At 68.5% G+C, this 14547-nt stretch carries 14 protein-coding genes; 7 read left to right on the top strand and 7 right to left on the bottom strand.

The window, feature by feature from the left end; translation table 11 throughout:
* Nucleotides 1-75: 75 nt before the first annotated feature.
* The 5 genes from ASD35_RS03755 to ASD35_RS03735 all read right to left on the bottom strand — a co-directional run bounded on the left by ASD35_RS03755 (nt 76) and on the right by ASD35_RS03735 (nt 6551).
* On the bottom strand, nt 76-2334 hold the full coding sequence (locus ASD35_RS03755; protein ID WP_056873574.1) for a bifunctional (p)ppGpp synthetase/guanosine-3',5'-bis(diphosphate) 3'-pyrophosphohydrolase: 2259 nt from the start codon (nt 2332-2334) through the stop codon (nt 76-78).
* Nucleotides 2335-2408: 74 nt separating this feature from the next.
* On the bottom strand, nt 2409-2612 hold the full coding sequence (rpoZ, locus tag ASD35_RS03750; protein ID WP_025563690.1) for a DNA-directed RNA polymerase subunit omega: 204 nt from the start codon (nt 2610-2612) through the stop codon (nt 2409-2411).
* A gap of 22 nt (nt 2613-2634) precedes the next feature.
* The gene (gmk, locus tag ASD35_RS03745) at nt 2635-3255 is read right to left on the bottom strand and encodes a guanylate kinase (protein ID WP_056873573.1); all 621 of its coding nucleotides are present in this window, start codon (nt 3253-3255) and stop codon (nt 2635-2637) included.
* Between the two features lie 66 nt (nt 3256-3321).
* Nucleotides 3322-4455: a PepSY domain-containing protein gene (locus ASD35_RS03740; RefSeq protein ID WP_082579891.1), complete on the bottom strand. Its 1134-nt coding sequence runs from the start codon at nt 4453-4455 to the stop codon at nt 3322-3324.
* The gene (locus ASD35_RS03735) at nt 4455-6551 is read right to left on the bottom strand and encodes a TonB-dependent receptor (protein WP_235538230.1); all 2097 of its coding nucleotides are present in this window, start codon (nt 6549-6551) and stop codon (nt 4455-4457) included. Before ASD35_RS03735 ends, ASD35_RS03740 begins: the two co-directional genes overlap by 1 nt.
* 227 nt (nt 6552-6778) lie before the next feature.
* Here ASD35_RS03735 and phaR point away from each other — a divergent pair, with 227 nt between their 5' ends.
* Genes phaR through ASD35_RS03720 form a run of 3 tightly spaced genes read left to right on the top strand, consistent with a single transcriptional unit; the run spans nt 6779 to nt 9942 of the window.
* Nucleotides 6779-7327: a polyhydroxyalkanoate synthesis repressor PhaR gene (phaR, locus tag ASD35_RS03730; RefSeq protein WP_082579890.1), complete on the top strand. Its 549-nt coding sequence runs from the start codon at nt 6779-6781 to the stop codon at nt 7325-7327.
* 27 nt (nt 7328-7354) lie between these two features.
* Nucleotides 7355-8755 (top strand): 30S ribosomal protein S12 methylthiotransferase RimO, encoded by a 1401-nt coding sequence (rimO, locus tag ASD35_RS03725; RefSeq protein ID WP_056873572.1) that lies wholly within the window; start codon nt 7355-7357, stop codon nt 8753-8755.
* Nucleotides 8755-9942 (top strand): PLP-dependent transferase, encoded by a 1188-nt coding sequence (locus ASD35_RS03720; protein ID WP_056873571.1) that lies wholly within the window; start codon nt 8755-8757, stop codon nt 9940-9942. The genes rimO and ASD35_RS03720 overlap by 1 nt, the downstream gene beginning before the upstream one ends.
* Here ASD35_RS03720 and smpB read toward each other — a convergent pair.
* Complete coding sequence (gene smpB / locus ASD35_RS03715) at nt 9928-10386, bottom strand: SsrA-binding protein SmpB (RefSeq protein ID WP_056873570.1); 459 nt, start codon at nt 10384-10386, stop codon at nt 9928-9930. The two genes, ASD35_RS03720 and smpB, sit on opposite strands and share 15 nt — an antisense overlap.
* A 47-nt stretch (nt 10387-10433) precedes the next feature.
* Between smpB and ASD35_RS03710 the strand changes: the two genes are divergently transcribed.
* Entirely contained in the window at nt 10434-10892 is a 459-nt protein-coding gene (locus tag ASD35_RS03710) for a type II toxin-antitoxin system RatA family toxin (RefSeq protein WP_056873569.1), read from the top strand.
* Nucleotides 10882-11196: an RnfH family protein gene (locus tag ASD35_RS03705; protein WP_056873568.1), complete on the top strand. Its 315-nt coding sequence runs from the start codon at nt 10882-10884 to the stop codon at nt 11194-11196. Before ASD35_RS03710 ends, ASD35_RS03705 begins: the two co-directional genes overlap by 11 nt.
* Nucleotides 11197-11203: 7 nt before the next feature.
* Here the strand turns inward: ASD35_RS03705 and ASD35_RS03700 are convergent, their stop codons facing one another.
* Complete coding sequence (locus ASD35_RS03700; RefSeq protein WP_056873567.1) at nt 11204-11716, bottom strand: DUF4124 domain-containing protein; 513 nt, start codon at nt 11714-11716, stop codon at nt 11204-11206.
* 59 nt (nt 11717-11775) lie between these two features.
* On the opposite strand from ASD35_RS03700, the gene guaB reads away from it, so the two are divergent.
* Together guaB and ASD35_RS03690 are read left to right on the top strand one after the other, a co-directional pair.
* Nucleotides 11776-13245: an IMP dehydrogenase gene (gene guaB, locus ASD35_RS03695; RefSeq protein ID WP_056873566.1), complete on the top strand. Its 1470-nt coding sequence runs from the start codon at nt 11776-11778 to the stop codon at nt 13243-13245.
* Between the two features lie 62 nt (nt 13246-13307).
* Nucleotides 13308-14546: an MFS transporter gene (locus ASD35_RS03690; RefSeq protein ID WP_056873565.1), complete on the top strand. Its 1239-nt coding sequence runs from the start codon at nt 13308-13310 to the stop codon at nt 14544-14546.
* The last annotated feature ends 1 nt before the right edge of the window (nt 14547 follow it).

Below are 14547 nucleotides of genomic sequence, written 5' to 3'. Positions count from 1 at the left end.
TAACCCGGGGAGCCCGATAGAAACACTCAGCGCCGTGATTGACGCGCGTGCCGGGTCAGCGCCGTGACAACGGTGTCAGGGCTTCACACGCGCCACCCGCTGCACCGCCGGCGAGCGCTTGAGCACGCGCAGCACGTCCGCCAGGTGCAGGCGGTCCCGCACGGCGATCAGCAGGTTCATTTCGGCCGTCTCGCGCAGCGGCGCGTCGTCGCCCATCGCGATGTGGGTGATGTCGGCCTCGGCCTGCGCCACGGCCTGCGCGACCTGCGCCAGCACGCCCTTGCCGTTGTTCAGAAGCAGGGTGATGCCGGCTTCGAAGTTACGCGTGAGTTCGTCGGCCCAGTCGACCTGGATCCAGTGTTCGCTGTCACGCTGGAACAGCCGGCGGCCGACCGCGCATTCGCAGGTGTGCACGACCAGGCCTTCGCCGCGGCCCAGATAGCCACGGACTTCGTCCCCTGGGATGGGGCGGCAGCAGCTCGCCAGCTGGATCGACGCACCCTCGCTGCCGTCGATGACGACGCTGCCGCGGTCGACCGGTGCCTCGGTGTAGCGGCCCAGCGTCAGCGCAACGGCGTCGGGCCGCTGGCCCTGCTCGGCCATCAGCCGCGCGAGCTTCTTGGCGATGATGGCGGCGATCTTGCGGCCGGCGCCGATGTCGACAAGCAGCTGTTCGGTACCCGCGCTGCCGGCCCAGACGGCCAGGTCATGCCAGATCTTGGCGGCGGGGTCGTCCAGCTCCAGGCTGGGAAGGCCCAGTCCCTCGACCCGCATGGCCTGGGACAGCATCTTCTCGCCCAGCTCGCGGGACTCTTCCTGCTCCAGGTCCTTCAGGTAGTGGCGGATCTTGGAGCGTGCCCGGCCGGTGCGCACGAAGCTCAGCCAGGCAGGGTTGGGGCTGGCGCCGGGCGCGGTGATGACCTCGACGATGTCGCCGCTCTTGAGTTCGGCGCGCAGTGGCACGGCCTCGCCGTTGACCTGCGCGGCGACGCAGTGGTCGCCGACGTCGGAGTGGATGGCATAGGCGAAGTCCACCGGCGTCGCGCCCTTGGGCAGGGCCATGATCTTGGACTTGGGCGTGAAGACGTAGATCGAGTCCGGGAAGAGGTCGATCTTCACGTGCTCCAGGAACTCGTTGGCGTCGCGGGTCTCGTCCTGGATGTCGATCAGGCTCTGCAGCCAGCGGGCGTTGGCCTGCTGGGCGATCAGCGCCGAGGCCTGCTTGCCGCGGCTCTTGTAGATCCAGTGCGCGGCCACGCCCTGCTCGGCGATCTGGTGCATGCCCTCGGTGCGCAGCTGGAACTCCAGCGGCGTGGCCAGCGGCCCCATCAGCGTCGTGTGCAGCGACTGGTAGCCGTTGTCCTTGGGGTTGGCGATGTAGTCCTTGAAGCGACCCGTCTGCGGCTTGTAGAGCTGGTGCAGCACGCCCAGGGCCGTGTAGCACTGCAGCGGCTCCTCGGTCAGGATGCGGAAGCCGAAGATGTCGCTGACCTGGGCGAAGCTCATCAGCCCCTTCTCGCGCATCTTCTTGTAGATGGAGTAGACGGTCTTCTCGCGGCCCTGCACCTCCACGCGCAGGCTGGCCCTGGCGAAGGCGCCGCGGATCTCGCCCTCGATGCGCGAAACCAGGTCGCGCCGGTTGCCGCGCGCCTTGGCCACCGCCTTGTTCAGCGCCGCATAGCGCCAGGGGTGGAAATACTGGAAGGACAGGTCTTCCAGCTCGCGGAAGGTCTGGTTCAGGCCCAGGCGGTGCGCGATCGGCGCGTAGATGTCGAAGGTCTCGCGCGCGATGCGGCGCGCCTTCTGCGGCGCCATCGCGCCCATGGTGCGCATGTTGTGCAGGCGGTCGGCCAGCTTGATGAGGATGACGCGCAGGTCGCGGGCCATCGCCAGCAGCATCTTGCGGAAGGACTCGGCCTGCGACTCCTCCTTGGTGGAGAACTGCAGCTTGTCCAGCTTGGTCAGGCCGTCGACGAGGTCGGCCGTCGTGGCGTCGAATTTCTCGATCAGCTCGGTCTTGGAGACGCCGCAGTCCTCGACAACGTCGTGCATCAGCGCCGCCATCAGTGCCTGGGCGTCCAGCCGCCATTCGGCGCAGATGCCGGCCACGGCGATGGGGTGGGTGATGTAGGGCTCGCCGGTCGCGCGCTTTTGGCCGAGGTGGGCTTCGTCGGCGAACTTGTAGGCGTCGCGCACCCGCTTGACTTCGGCCTTGCTGAGGTAGCCCAGCTTGGGCAGGAGGGCGTCGAAGGAGGCCGCCTCTGCCGGGGTCGGCGGCGCTGGCTGGCGCAATCCAGGCAGCGTGAACCAGGCGGTGAGGGAGCGTTGGGCCATTCGTGGAATTTATACGAAGCCCAAAAGACGACGGGCGTCCAAGGACGCCCGTTTCATGTTCAACAGATGCCGAATTAGACCGGCACCTTGCGCAGCATCTCGATGCCGACTTCGCCGGCGGCGATTTCGCGCAGCGCGGTCACGCCGGGCTTGTTCTTGCTCTCGATGCGCGGGCTGTGGCCCTGGCTCAGCATGCGGGCGCGGTAGGTCGCGGCCAGCACGAGCTGGAAGCGGTTGGGGATCTTGGTCAGGCAGTCTTCGACGGTGATGCGGGCCATGGGTTTCCTTGAATGAAGCGGGTCAGGGCAGGTCGAGCGCCTGAAAGACGGCAGAGCGGTTGCGCCGCTGAGCCGCGTATTTTAGCCGCTGCGCGTGGACGATGGCCTTGAGGTCGAAAACGGCGGTGTCGAACACCGCATTGACGACGACGAAATCGAAGTTCTGCGCCTGGGCCACCTCGATGCGCGCGTTGTTCATGCGCTTGGCGATGACCTCGGGCTCGGTGTCGCCGCGGCGGGCCAGGCGCAGGCGCAGCTCGTCCCAGCTCGGCGGCAGGATGAAGATCAGCACGGCATAGGGGAACAGCTGCTTGATCTGCAGCGCGCCCTGGAAGTCGATCTCCAGCACCACGTCCTCGCCATGCTGCAGCCGCGCCTCGATGCCGGCGCGCGAGGTGCCGTACAGGTTGCCGTGGACTTCGGCCCATTCGAAGAACTCGCCCCGGGCCGCCATCGCGTGGAATTCGTCGGGCGTGATGAACCAGTACTCGCGCCCATGCTGCTCCTGCCCGCGCGGTGCGCGTGAGGTGTGCGAGATGGACACCGCCAGCCGGGCGTCCAGTTCCAGCAGGGCCTTGACCAGGCTGGACTTGCCCGCGCCGCTCGGCGCGGCGACGACGAAGAGATTGCCGGGGTATTCCATGAAGAGCGCTTCTTGTTCGATGTTCTGGGTAGGACTGGGGGCGGCCCTCAGTTCTGCGCTCGAACTTTATCCTGGGGCTCCCTTGCGGCCGGGCCCGCGCCGCGGCCTTGCGTGACGGAGTGCGTGCCGCGATGGCTGACGCTGAGCGGGCTGCCGCCTCAGCCACCACAGCCACAGTCCGGACACGCCCAAGGCGGTCAGCCCCAGGCCAAGCGAGGCGTTCACGGTCTCCAGCGCGAGGCCGCCAAGCTCACCGGTGTGCAGCGGGTAGATGACGCTGTTCGCGCGGGCGCCGGGGTCCAGCGCGTTCCAGCGGTCCGCGCGCAGCACGGTGCCGGCCAGCGGGTGCAGCCAAACCGAGGTCAGGCCGTTGGGGTGCGGGTCGTCGGGCAGCATCAGCCGCACGCGCACCGGTTTCGAGTTGCCGGCAGGCACCTGCACGAACCCGACCGGCGCGTCGCCGAACCGCGCCTGCGCGGTGGCGACCAGCGCGTCGAGGGTGGCTGGCGGCAGGTCCACGGCAGGCACCTTGGGCGGCGCCAAGGCCGGCCCGCCCGACAGCGACGTCACCGCCTGCGACAGCGGCTTCCAGGCCATGTAGGCGCCGGTCGCCACCGGCACGGCGATCAGCAGCCCCAGCACGACGCCGCCGGTGCGGTGCAGGTCGAACAGGCCGCGCAACAGCCCGCGGTCCAGCGCCAGCGCGAAGGCCTGCCGCCAGTGCCTGGGCCACCACAGCACCAAGCCGCCGATGAGCAGCACCAGGTAGGCCAGCGCCAGCGCTGCCAGCAGCGGCTTGCCGGCCTCGTTCATGAGCAGCGAGCTGTGCAGCTCGAAGACGAGGTTGAACAAGCCCTCGCGCTCGCCGCGGCGGCCCAGCTCGCGGGCGCCGCGCGGGTCGAGGTAGACGAAGCCTTCCCACGGGCCGCGCACGGCCGCGCGCAGGCTCTCGCCGGCCTGGCGCGGTGGGCGCAGCACCAGCGACGCGCCGGGGCCGAACTCCGCCTGCAACTGCCGGCGGGTGCGCTCCAGCAGGTCCGGCGCCGCCGGGCCGGCGGGCACGCTGAACAGCTCGGCGTTGAGCCAGCGGTCCAGCGGTTTCAGCACCACCAGGCTGCTGCCCAGCAGCGCGACGACGGCCAGCGGCAGGCCCAGCGCCAGCGCCAGCCAGCGGTGCAGCCGCAGCCAGAAGCGCCGCATCAGAAGCTGCGCCGCCAGCTGACCGTCAGCGTGCGGCCGCGGCCGGCGAAGTGGTCGTCGTTGGTGCCGGCCGGGTTGGCCTGCGCGTAGTAGCCGACGTACTGGCGGTCGAACAGGTTCTCGATGCCCACGCCGAAGTCGCCCCAGGCCGTGCCGTAGGTGGCGGCCAGGTCGGCCAGCGTGTAGCCCTTGAAATGCTCTTCGAGCCGCGACGTGCCGACGACGCGGCCGACGTTGATGTCGCGGGACGCCAGGCGCGTGGCCTGCAGGCGCACGCTGCCCTTGGCGGCGAACTGCCAGGCCGCGGCGAGCACCAGCTTGTCCGGCCCCTGCGAGCGGGCGCCGAGGTCGACGTCCAGCGGCGCGTCCGGTTGCGCGGCCGTCTTGCCACGGGTGCGGGCGTAGCTGGCGCTGAGCGTCCAGTCCGGCAGCGGCTTGAACTCGCCGCTGAACTCCAAGCCCTTCACATGCACCGGCACGCGCAGCACGCTGCCCACGCCGGTGGCGGCGTCCACGCGGATCTGCGAGCCCAGGTCGGAGCGCGAGTCGTAGGCAGAGGCCGAGAAGCTGCCCAGCCGGCCGCGCCACGCCAGGCCGATTTCGCGGTTGTCGGTGACGACCGGCTCCAGCGAGATCAGCTTGTCGACCGACTGGTTGGCCGTGCTGACGGCGCGCAGCACCAGGCCCACGTCGGGCACGCCGAAGCCCTCGTTGTACGAGACGAAGGTGGACCAGCCGCCGCCCAGCCGCCACACCGCGCCCAGGCTCTTGACCCACTGGCTGAAGCTGCGCTCGCCGCCCTGCACGGCGGTGTTCTTGTAGAAGGCCAGCGTCTGGTAGCTGTCGACCTTGAGGTTGGCGCTTTCGCGCCGGGCGCCGCCGCGGATGGTGACCGGGCCGACTTCGTACTCCAGCTGCGCGAACGGCGCCGTGCTGGTGAACTTCAGCGGCGGCACCCAGCTGCGGCCGGTCAGCGCCAGGCGTTGCTGCGAGGTGTCCTTCAGCCAGTCCAGGCCGGTCGTCAGCTCCAGGCCGGTGACGAAGAGGTCGGGCCGCACCCAGCTCAGCTTCACGCCGGCCTTGTCGGCGACGACCTCGGACTGGTCGATCAACTGGCCCTGCGGCGCGATGCGCACGTCCTGGAAGGTCGTCGCGGCGCTGGCGCCGTAGAGGGCGCTGAAATCCTGCTTGTAAACCTGGGCGCGCGCCTGGCCGCCGGCAAGGTCGCTGTGGCTCCAGTCCAGCGAGACGGTGCGCACATCGTTGCGCGGCGGATGGCCCGGCGGCGTGCCGGGCGTGGCGCCGGTCAGCACGCCAGTGAGGCGGTTGCCGGGCACCGGCTTCCAGTCGCCTTCGCCTTCGAGGCGGAACTTGTTGACCGACAGTTGCAGGCGCTGCGGGCCGAAATCACGGCCCAGCTTCAGGAAGATGTCGCCGGCGCGCGAGTCCTGGGTGTCGCCCTGGACCGCCTCCAGGCCGAGGCGGCTGCCGTGGCCGTCGACGCCCACGCCACGCAGCGTCGTGCCGATGTGCAGCAGTGCGTCGAAGTCACTCTTGTGCTCCAGCGTGTAGCCGGCCTTCCACAGCGCGTCGCCGCTGTGGCCTTGCGTGCCGTACTTCAGCTCGACGCGCTGGCGGGTGCCGGGCTCGCGCGGCGTGCGTGAGATGAAGTTGATGATGCCGCCCGTTGCGCCCAGCCCCTGCGCGGCCGAGGCGCCGCTGATGACCTCGATGCGCTCGATCAGCGACGGGTCGGCGAAATAGCCTTCGCGAGCACCGTTGCGCAGCGGGTTGCTCTGCGGCACGCCGTCGAACAGCAGCAGCGCGGTGCGCCCGCGCATGGACTCGCCGAAGCTGGTCAGCTTCTGGCGCGACGGCGCGTATGACGGCGCCAGCACGGACAGCACCGCGCTCAGGTCCTCGGCGATCAGCGTCTGGGTCTCGATCTCCTGGGCGGTGATGACCGTCAAGGCACCGGGAATCTTCTCGATGGCCTTGCTGCTGCGCGTCGCAGTGACGACGACGCGCTCCAAGGTCGGGTCGGCGGCGGTCTGGGCTGCGGCGGGCAGGGCGGCCAGCAGCGTGGCGAGGGCCACGGGAACGGGGCCGGGGCGCGGCCGAAGAAGCGGGCGGGACATTGACGGGGCGCGGGACAGATTGTTTTGGAGTCCGGCATGTTAAATCAAATGAGAATCATTATCATTTGAGGCAAATCAACGAATGTCCCGTGTCCCGCGTTTTAGCCAGCGGGCCCAGGTAAACCCGTCCAGCGACGCCATCGGCATCTGCCAGAATTTGCTGCACCGCACCAGGAGATTCCCGCATGGCGACTGCCCGCAAAAAGCCGGCATCCACGAGTGACCAGCCCGCCGCCGACGCGGTCAAGCCCGGGCTGCGCATCCTCAAGAAGTACCCCAACCGCCGCCTCTACGACACGCAGACCAGCAGCTACATCACGCTGGCCGACGTCAAGCGCATGGTGCTGGAAGGCATCGACTTCGAGGTGCACGACGCCAAGACGCAGGAGGACCTGACCCGCTCCATCCTGTTGCAGATCATCCTGGAGGAGGAGACCGGCGGCGTGCCGATGTTCTCGACCAGCTCGCTGGCCCAGATCATCCGTTTCTACGGCCACGCGATGCAGGGCGTGATGGGCGGGCTGCTGGAGCGCCAGATGCAGGCCTTCACCGACATGCAGCAGCGCTTCACCGAGCAGAAGCCCGGCATGCCGTTCAGCCCCGAGGCATGGACAGGGCTGATGGGCGGTTATGCCGAGCAGTCCAAGACGCTGATGAACCAGTGGCAGGAACAGTTGAAAAATGCCGGCGTGATCTTCCCTTTCACCGCGCCACCGGGCACCAAAAAGCCCTGATGCAGTGACATCGCCGAAAATGCGGCGATGAATGAACCTGCCACCCTTGCCGCTCCGCCGGCCGCCGCGCCCAAGATCGGCTTTGTCTCGCTGGGCTGCCCGAAAGCTCTCACCGACAGCGAACTGATCCTCACGCAACTGCGCGCCGAGGGCTACGAGACTTCCAAGACCTTTGCCGGCGCCGACCTGGTGATCGTCAATACCTGCGGCTTCATCGACGACGCCGTCAAGGAAAGCCTGGACACCATCGGCGAGGCGCTGGCGGAGAACGGCAGGGTCATCGTGACCGGCTGCCTGGGCGCCAAGGCCGGCGCGGCCAGCACCGATGCCGGCAGCCTGGTGCGCGAGATGCATCCCAGCGTGCTGGCCGTCACCGGCCCGCATGCGACGCAGGAGGTGATGGACGCGGTGCACACCCATGTGCCCAAGCCCCACGACCCCTTCGTCGACCTGGTGCCCAGCTACGGTGTCAAGCTGACGCCCAAGCACTACGCCTATCTGAAGATCAGCGAAGGCTGCAACCACCGCTGCTCGTTCTGCATCATCCCCAGCATGCGCGGCGACCTGGTGTCCCGCCCCATCGGCGACGTGCTGAACGAAGCCCGCGCGCTGTTCGAGAGCGGCGTGAAGGAGCTGCTGGTCATCAGCCAGGACACCTCGGCCTACGGCGTGGACGTGAAGTACCGCATGGGCTTCTGGGACGGCAAGCCGGTCAAGACCCGCATGCTGGACCTCGTCGCCCAGCTCGGCGAGATCGCCAAGCCCTATGGCGCCTGGGTGCGCCTGCACTACGTCTATCCCTATCCGCACGTGGATGAAGTGCTGCCGATGATGGCCGAAGGCCTGGTGCTGCCCTACCTGGACGTGCCCTTCCAGCACGCCCACCCGGACGTGCTCAAGCGCATGAAGCGCCCGGCCAACGGCGAGAAGAACATGGAGCGCATCCTGCGCTGGCGCGAGGCCTGCCCGGACCTGGTCATCCGCTCGACCTTCATCGCCGGCTTCCCCGGCGAGACCGAGGCCGAGTTCCAGTACCTGCTGGACTTCATGAAGGAAGCGCAGATCGACCGCGCGGGCTGCTTCGCCTACTCGCCCGTCGAGGGCGCCAGCGCCAACGACATCCCCGGCGCGCTGCCCGCGGAAGTGCGCGAGGAGCGCCGTGCGCGCTTCATGGCGGTCGCCGAGCAGGTCTCGGCCGCCAAGCTGCAGGCCCGCGTGGGCCAGACGCTGCAGGTGCTGGTCGATGCCGCCCCGGCCCTGGGCCGCAAGGGCGGGGTGGGGCGTTCATATGCCGACGCGCCGGAGATCGATGGCACCGTCAAGATCCTGCCGCCGGAGAAGGCCAGCAAGACGATGAAGGTCGGCGACTTCGTGCGTGCCCGCGTCGTGGCGGCTGATGGCCATGACCTCGTGGCAAGCTTGGTCTGATGAGCAAGAGAGCCCCCAGCACCGAGCTGATCCACCACCCCTACCGCGCCCCCGAAGGCTGGGACGCGGTGCCCGTGCCGGTGGCCAAGGCCTCGACCGTGCTATTCAAGGACACGGCCGACCTGCACAAGCCGCGGCCGCGCGACGGCCTGACCTACCGCTACGGCCTGCACGGCACGCCGACGAGCTACACGCTGGCCGCACGTCTGGCCACGCTGGAGCATGCCGAGCATTGCCTGCTGGTGCCCAGCGGCCTGGCTGCGGTGACGCTGCCGTCGCTGGCCATACTGCGCCCGGGCGACGAGGTGCTGGTGCCGGACAACGTCTACGGCCAGAACCGTTACCTGACCCAGTCCTGGTTGCCGCAATGGGGCGTCACGCACCGCTTCTATGACCCGCTGGCCGTGCCGGAGCTGCGCGACAACACCAGGCTGGTCTGGCTGGAGGCGGCGGGCTCGATCACGCTGGAGTTCCCCGACCTGCTGGGCACGCTGGCCGCCTGCCGGCAACGCGGCGTCGTCACGGCGCTGGACAACACCTGGGGCGCGGGCCTCGCCTTCAACGGCTTCGAGCCGGCGCCTGACACCCATCCCGGCCTCGGCGCCGACATCGTCATGCAGGCGCTGACCAAATATCCCAGCGGCGGCGCGGACGTGCTGATGGGCTCGGTCTGCACGCGCGACCGCAAGTTGCACGACCGCCTGAACCATGCGCATGAGCACCTCGGCTATGGGCTGGGCCAGAACGACGTGGAGCTGGTGCTGCGTGGCCTGCCGACGCTGCAGTTGCGCTACGAATCGCAGGACCGCGTGACGCGCCAACTGGCGAGCTGGATGGCCGGCCGGCCCGAGGTGGCGCGGGTCTTCCATCCGGCGCTGCCCGGCTCGCCGGGGCATGAGCACTGGCTGGCTGTCGGCGGCGCAGGGGCCGCCTGCTTGTTCTCGGCCGTGTTCAAGCCCGAATACAGCCCGGCCCAGGTCGACGCCTTCGTGGACGCGCTGCAGCTGTTCGGCATCGGCTACTCCTGGGCCGGCCCGATGAGCCTGGCCGTGCCCTACGACATGAGCCGCAGCCGCGACCTGCCGCTGCCGTTCGACGGCGGCACGCTGGTGCGGTTCGCGATCGGCCTGGAAGACGCCGCCGACCTGAAGGCCGACATAGCGCAGGCGTTGTCAGCTCTTGTTTGACACCTTGTGCCGCATGAGCTGCCCCTTCTCGCGCTCCCAATCCCGCTTCTTCTCCGTCTCGCGCTTGTCATGCTGGGCCTTGCCCTTGGCCAGCGCGATGTCGGCCTTCACGCGGCCGCCCTTGTAGTGCAGGTTCAGCGGCACCAGCGTGAAGCCGCGCTGCTCCACCTTGCCCACCAGCCGCTTGATCTCGGCCTTGTGCATCAGCAGCTTCTTCGTGCGGTCGGCCTCGGGCGTCACGTGCGTGGACGCACTGCGCAGCGCGTTGATGCGGCAGCCGATCAGGAACAGCTCGCCGTCCTTGATCATCACGTAGCCATCGGTCAGCTGGACCTGGCCCGCGCGGATGGCCTTGATCTCCCAGCCCGACAGCACGACGCCGGCCTCGAATTGCTCTTCGATGTGGTAGTCGTAACGGGCGCGGCGGTTCTCGGCGATGGACATGGGAGCACAGGTGGGGCCCGGGGGCCTTCTTACAATCCGGGCATTCTATGAAGCAGGTCAAAAAGTCCGTTCTGCTCTGGTACACGCCGCGGGAGATGTACGAGCTGGTCACCGCGGTGGAGCGTTATCCCGAGTTCCTGCCCTGGTGCAGCAAGGTCGATGTGCTGGCCCGCGAGGACGACACCGTCACGGCGCGCCTGCACCTGGCCTACGCCGGCGTGCGCCACGCCTTCACGACGCGCAACCGCAACGAGGATGGCCGCAGCGTCGACATGGAACTGGTCGACGGCCCGTTCTCGCGCCTCGACGGCCTGTGGCAGTTCCTGCCGCTCAACAAGCCCGGCACCGAAGGCGAGCCCACGGCGTGCAAGGTCGTCTTCGAATTGAACTACGCCTTCAGCAGCGGCACGCTGGAGGCCGTCGTCAGCCCCGTGTTCGACCGCATCGCCAACACCTTCGTCGACAGCTTCGTGCAGCGTGCGGAAGGTCTCTACGGTGCGCGTTGAGCTCGTCTGGAGCCCGCAGGCGGGCGATGTGCAGCACCGCTGGCTGGAGGTGGAGGAGGGCGCCACGCTCGGCGCCGCATTGCGCGGCTGCGGCGATTTCGTCGCGGCGCACGCTCAGCCGCTCGATCAACTGCGCATCGGCATCTGGGGGCGCGTCCGTCCGCTGGAGACGCTGCTGCGTGAACGTGACCGCATCGAGGTCTACCGCCCATTGACCGTCGATCCCAAGGAGGCGCGGCGGCTGCGCTATGCCAAGCGTGGCGAGCGCATCGTGTCGCGCCACCGCCCCAAGGCCGGCGGCTGACGGGCCGCTACCGGCACTCGCTGCTGATCACGTCGCGTGCGCGGGCGACTTCTGTGGCGATCTGCGCTTCGTCCATGAAGACGCGCTCGCCCTTGTCGTTGGTGCGGGTGATGCGCGTGCCGCTCTGCAGGTCGCGCAACCCCGCCTGGGCGCGGCTGCAGTTCTCACGGCGTTGTGCGGCGACGCGGCGCTCTTCTTCCTTCTGCTTGGCAGCGTCCTTGTCCTGCTCCTGCTTGGCCCGCGCGGCTGCATCCTGCTCGGCCTTGGTCGGGCCGCTCGCGGCGGACCTGGGTGCAGAGGCTGCGGCGGACGCCGCGGCCGGTTGGCCGGCCGGCACGATGACGACGCTGCGGGACGCGGCGACGGGACGCTGCAGGATGTCCTTGTCCTGCGTGCCGGGCGGCGGCGGGCGGTCGCTGTACTGCACATTGCCCTTGGCATCGCGCCACTTCCATTGGGCATGGGCGGATGCGGCAAGAACCAGGCCGATCAATGCGATGAACAGAGGCTTGTGACGCATGGGCTCAGTGTAGCGGCGGCACCTCCGTATAATGCCGCTTTGCGTCTGGAGCTTTCCTCATGCGCCTTCTCGGCAAAGCGCTCACCTTCGACGATGTTCTGTTGGTGCCAGCGTTCTCCCAGGTGTTGCCTCGTGACACCAGCCTTGCGACCCGCCTGTCGCGCAACATTCCCCTGAACCTGCCGCTGGTGTCCGCCGCGATGGACACCGTGACCGAGGCCCGCCTGGCGATCGCGATCGCGCAGGAAGGTGGCATCGGCATCGTGCACAAGAACCTCAGCGCCGAAGCGCAAGCGCGTGAAGTCGCCCGGGTCAAGCGCTACGAGAGCGGCGTTGTCCGCGAGCCGCTGACCATCGGCCCGAACGCCACGGTGCGCGAGGCCGTGGAGCTGACCCGCCAGCATGGCTTCTCGGGGTTCCCGGTCGTCGAAGGCAAGCGCGTGATCGGCATCGTGACCAACCGCGACCTGCGCTTCGAGACCCGCATGGACGCCCGTGTCAGCGAGATCATGACGCCGGCCGAGAAGCTCGTCACCGTCAAGGAAGGCGCATCGCTGAACGAGGCCAAGGCGCTGATGCACAAGCACAAGCTGGAGCGCGTCGTCGTCGTCAACGATGCCTTTGAGCTGCGCGGCTTGATGACCACCAAGGACATCACCAAGCAGACCAGCTTCCCCAACGCGGCGCGTGATGCGCAAGGGAAGCTGCGTGTCGGCGCGGCGGTCGGCTTCGGTGACGACACCGAGCAGCGCGTCGAGCTGCTGGTCAAGGCCGGCGTGGACGCGCTCATCGTCGACACCGCGCACGGCCACAGCGCCGGCGTGCTGGACCGCGTGCGCTGGGTCAAGCGCGCGTATCCGAACGTCGATGTCATCGGCGGCAACATCGCCACCGGTGCCGCAGCGCTGGCGCTGGTGGAAGCCGGCGCGGACGGCGTCAAGGTCGGCATCGGTCCCGGTTCCATCTGCACCACGCGCATCGTCGCGGGCGTGGGCGTGCCGCAGATCACGGCCATCGACAACGTCGTCACGGCGCTGAAGGGCACCGGCGTACCGGTCATCGCCGATGGCGGCGTGCGCTACTCCGGTGACCTGGCCAAGGCCATCGCCGCCGGCGCTGACTGCGTGATGATGGGCGGCGCCTTCGCCGGCACCGAGGAAGCCCCGGGCGAGGTCATCCTCTACCAGGGCCGCACCTTCAAGAGCTACCGCGGCATGGGCTCCATGGGCGCGATGGCCAAGGGCAGCGCGGACCGCTACTTCCAGGACACGTCGGCCAACAACCCCAACACGTCCAAGCTGGTGCCGGAAGGCATCGAGGGCCAGGTGCCCTACAAGGGCTCGGTTGTGCAGGTCATCTTCCAGATGGCCGGTGGGCTGAAGGCGTCGATGCACTACTGCGGCTGCGGGTCCATCGAAGAGATGCAGAACAAGGCCGAGTTCGTCGAGATCACGACGGCGGGCATGCGCGAGAGCCATGTCCACGACGTGCAGATCACCAAGGAAGCACCCAACTACCGCGCTGAATGACGGCGCGGTGAGCCAACCGGGGCGATGACACATCGCCCCGTTTTTGTTTTTCAGGACCGCTGATGACGACCAAAACCGCACGTGCCCCGGCCATGGGGTTCATCATGGCCGCCGTGCTGATCGACATGATCTCCATCGGCCTCATCGTGCCGGTGCTGCCGCACATCGTCGGCGTGTTCACGCACAGCAATGACGAGCAGACGCTGGGCTTCCTGGTGCTCACGCTGGCCTTCGGCGTCGCCAACTTCTTCGGCTCCCCCGTCCTGGGCGCGCTGTCCGACCGCTACGGCCGCCGGCCGGTGCTGCTGATCGGCTTCGCCGGCCTGGCATTGAGCTTCTTCGTGACCGCCATGGCGCCGGCGCTGTGGGTGCTGGTGGTGGTGCGGCTGTTCTCCGGCGCGATGCAGGCCAACATTGCGATCGCCAACGCCTATGTGGCCGACATCACGGCCGGCGAGGATCGCGCCAAGCGCTTCGGGCAACTGGGCGCGATGTTCGGCGTCGGCTTCATGCTGGGCCCGGTCATTGGCGGCCTGCTGGGCGACATCAACGTGCGCCTGCCGTTCTATGCCGCCGGCACGCTGGCGGTCGTCAACTGGTGCTACGGCTTCTTCGTGCTGCCCGAGTCGCTGCCGCCCGAGAAGCGCCGGCCGCTGGACTGGCGCAAGATGAACCCGGTCACCTCGCTGAAGGGTCTGACGGGGCTCAAGGGCGTCGGCCCGCTGGTGCTGGTGCTGGCGCTGTCTTCGCTCGCGCAGTTCATGCTGCACACCAGCTGGGTGCTGTACACCAAGTTCAAGTTCGGTTGGGGCCCGGGCGAGGTGGGCTGGTCGCTGCTGGCCGTGGGCGTCGTCTCCGTCATCAGCCAGGGCGTGCTGCTCAAGCCCATGCTCAAGCGCTTCACGCCGCAGCGGCTCGCCGTCGTCGGCATGACGTCGGCGGCACTGGCTTACCTTGGCTTCGGCCTCGCCACCGAGGGCTGGATGATGTACATCGTCATCGCGCTGAACCTGCTGGGCGCCATGGCCGCGGCCTCGATGCAGAGCATCATCTCCAACGCTGCCGATGCCAGCAGCCAGGGCCGCACCATGGGTGCCGTGTCGTCGTTGAACAGCCTGATGGCCGTCTGCGCGCCGGTCGTCGCGCTGGAGCTGCTGCGCTGGGTGTCCACGCGGCCGCCCGGGGACGTCGTCATCGGCCTGCCGTTCTTCACCTGCGCGGCGCTGCAAGCCGCGGCCATGCTGATCACCCTCCGTTTCTTCCGCAGCCACCCGCCGGCGCAGCCCGTGCAGCCCGCCTGAA

Origin of the sequence: Pelomonas sp. Root1444 (assembly GCF_001426885.1) — a bacterium.
Lineage (GTDB): Bacteria > Pseudomonadota > Gammaproteobacteria > Burkholderiales > Burkholderiaceae_C > Pelomonas.
The sequence above is the reverse complement of the archived record's forward strand: the minus strand, read 5'-3'. Positions and strand labels throughout refer to the sequence as shown.

Coding starts and splice junctions, on each gene's coding strand:
- rimO (WP_056873572.1), top strand. CDS start 7,355: ATGAATGAACCTGCCACCCTTGCCGCTCCGCCGGCCGCCGCGCCCAAG.
- ASD35_RS03690 (WP_056873565.1), top strand. CDS start 13,308: ATGACGACCAAAACCGCACGTGCCCCGGCCATGGGGTTCATCATGGCC.
- phaR (WP_082579890.1), top strand. CDS start 6,779: ATGGCGACTGCCCGCAAAAAGCCGGCATCCACGAGTGACCAGCCCGCC.
- ASD35_RS03740 (WP_082579891.1), bottom strand. CDS start 4,455: ATGCGGCGCTTCTGGCTGCGGCTGCACCGCTGGCTGGCGCTGGCGCTG.
- ASD35_RS03720 (WP_056873571.1), top strand. CDS start 8,755: ATGAGCAAGAGAGCCCCCAGCACCGAGCTGATCCACCACCCCTACCGC.
- ASD35_RS03700 (WP_056873567.1), bottom strand. CDS start 11,716: ATGCGTCACAAGCCTCTGTTCATCGCATTGATCGGCCTGGTTCTTGCC.
- smpB (WP_056873570.1), bottom strand. CDS start 10,386: ATGTCCATCGCCGAGAACCGCCGCGCCCGTTACGACTACCACATCGAA.
- gmk (WP_056873573.1), bottom strand. CDS start 3,255: ATGGAATACCCCGGCAATCTCTTCGTCGTCGCCGCGCCGAGCGGCGCG.
- ASD35_RS03755 (WP_056873574.1), bottom strand. CDS start 2,334: ATGGCCCAACGCTCCCTCACCGCCTGGTTCACGCTGCCTGGATTGCGC.
- rpoZ (WP_025563690.1), bottom strand. CDS start 2,612: ATGGCCCGCATCACCGTCGAAGACTGCCTGACCAAGATCCCCAACCGC.
- guaB (WP_056873566.1), top strand. CDS start 11,776: ATGCGCCTTCTCGGCAAAGCGCTCACCTTCGACGATGTTCTGTTGGTG.
- ASD35_RS03710 (WP_056873569.1), top strand. CDS start 10,434: ATGAAGCAGGTCAAAAAGTCCGTTCTGCTCTGGTACACGCCGCGGGAG.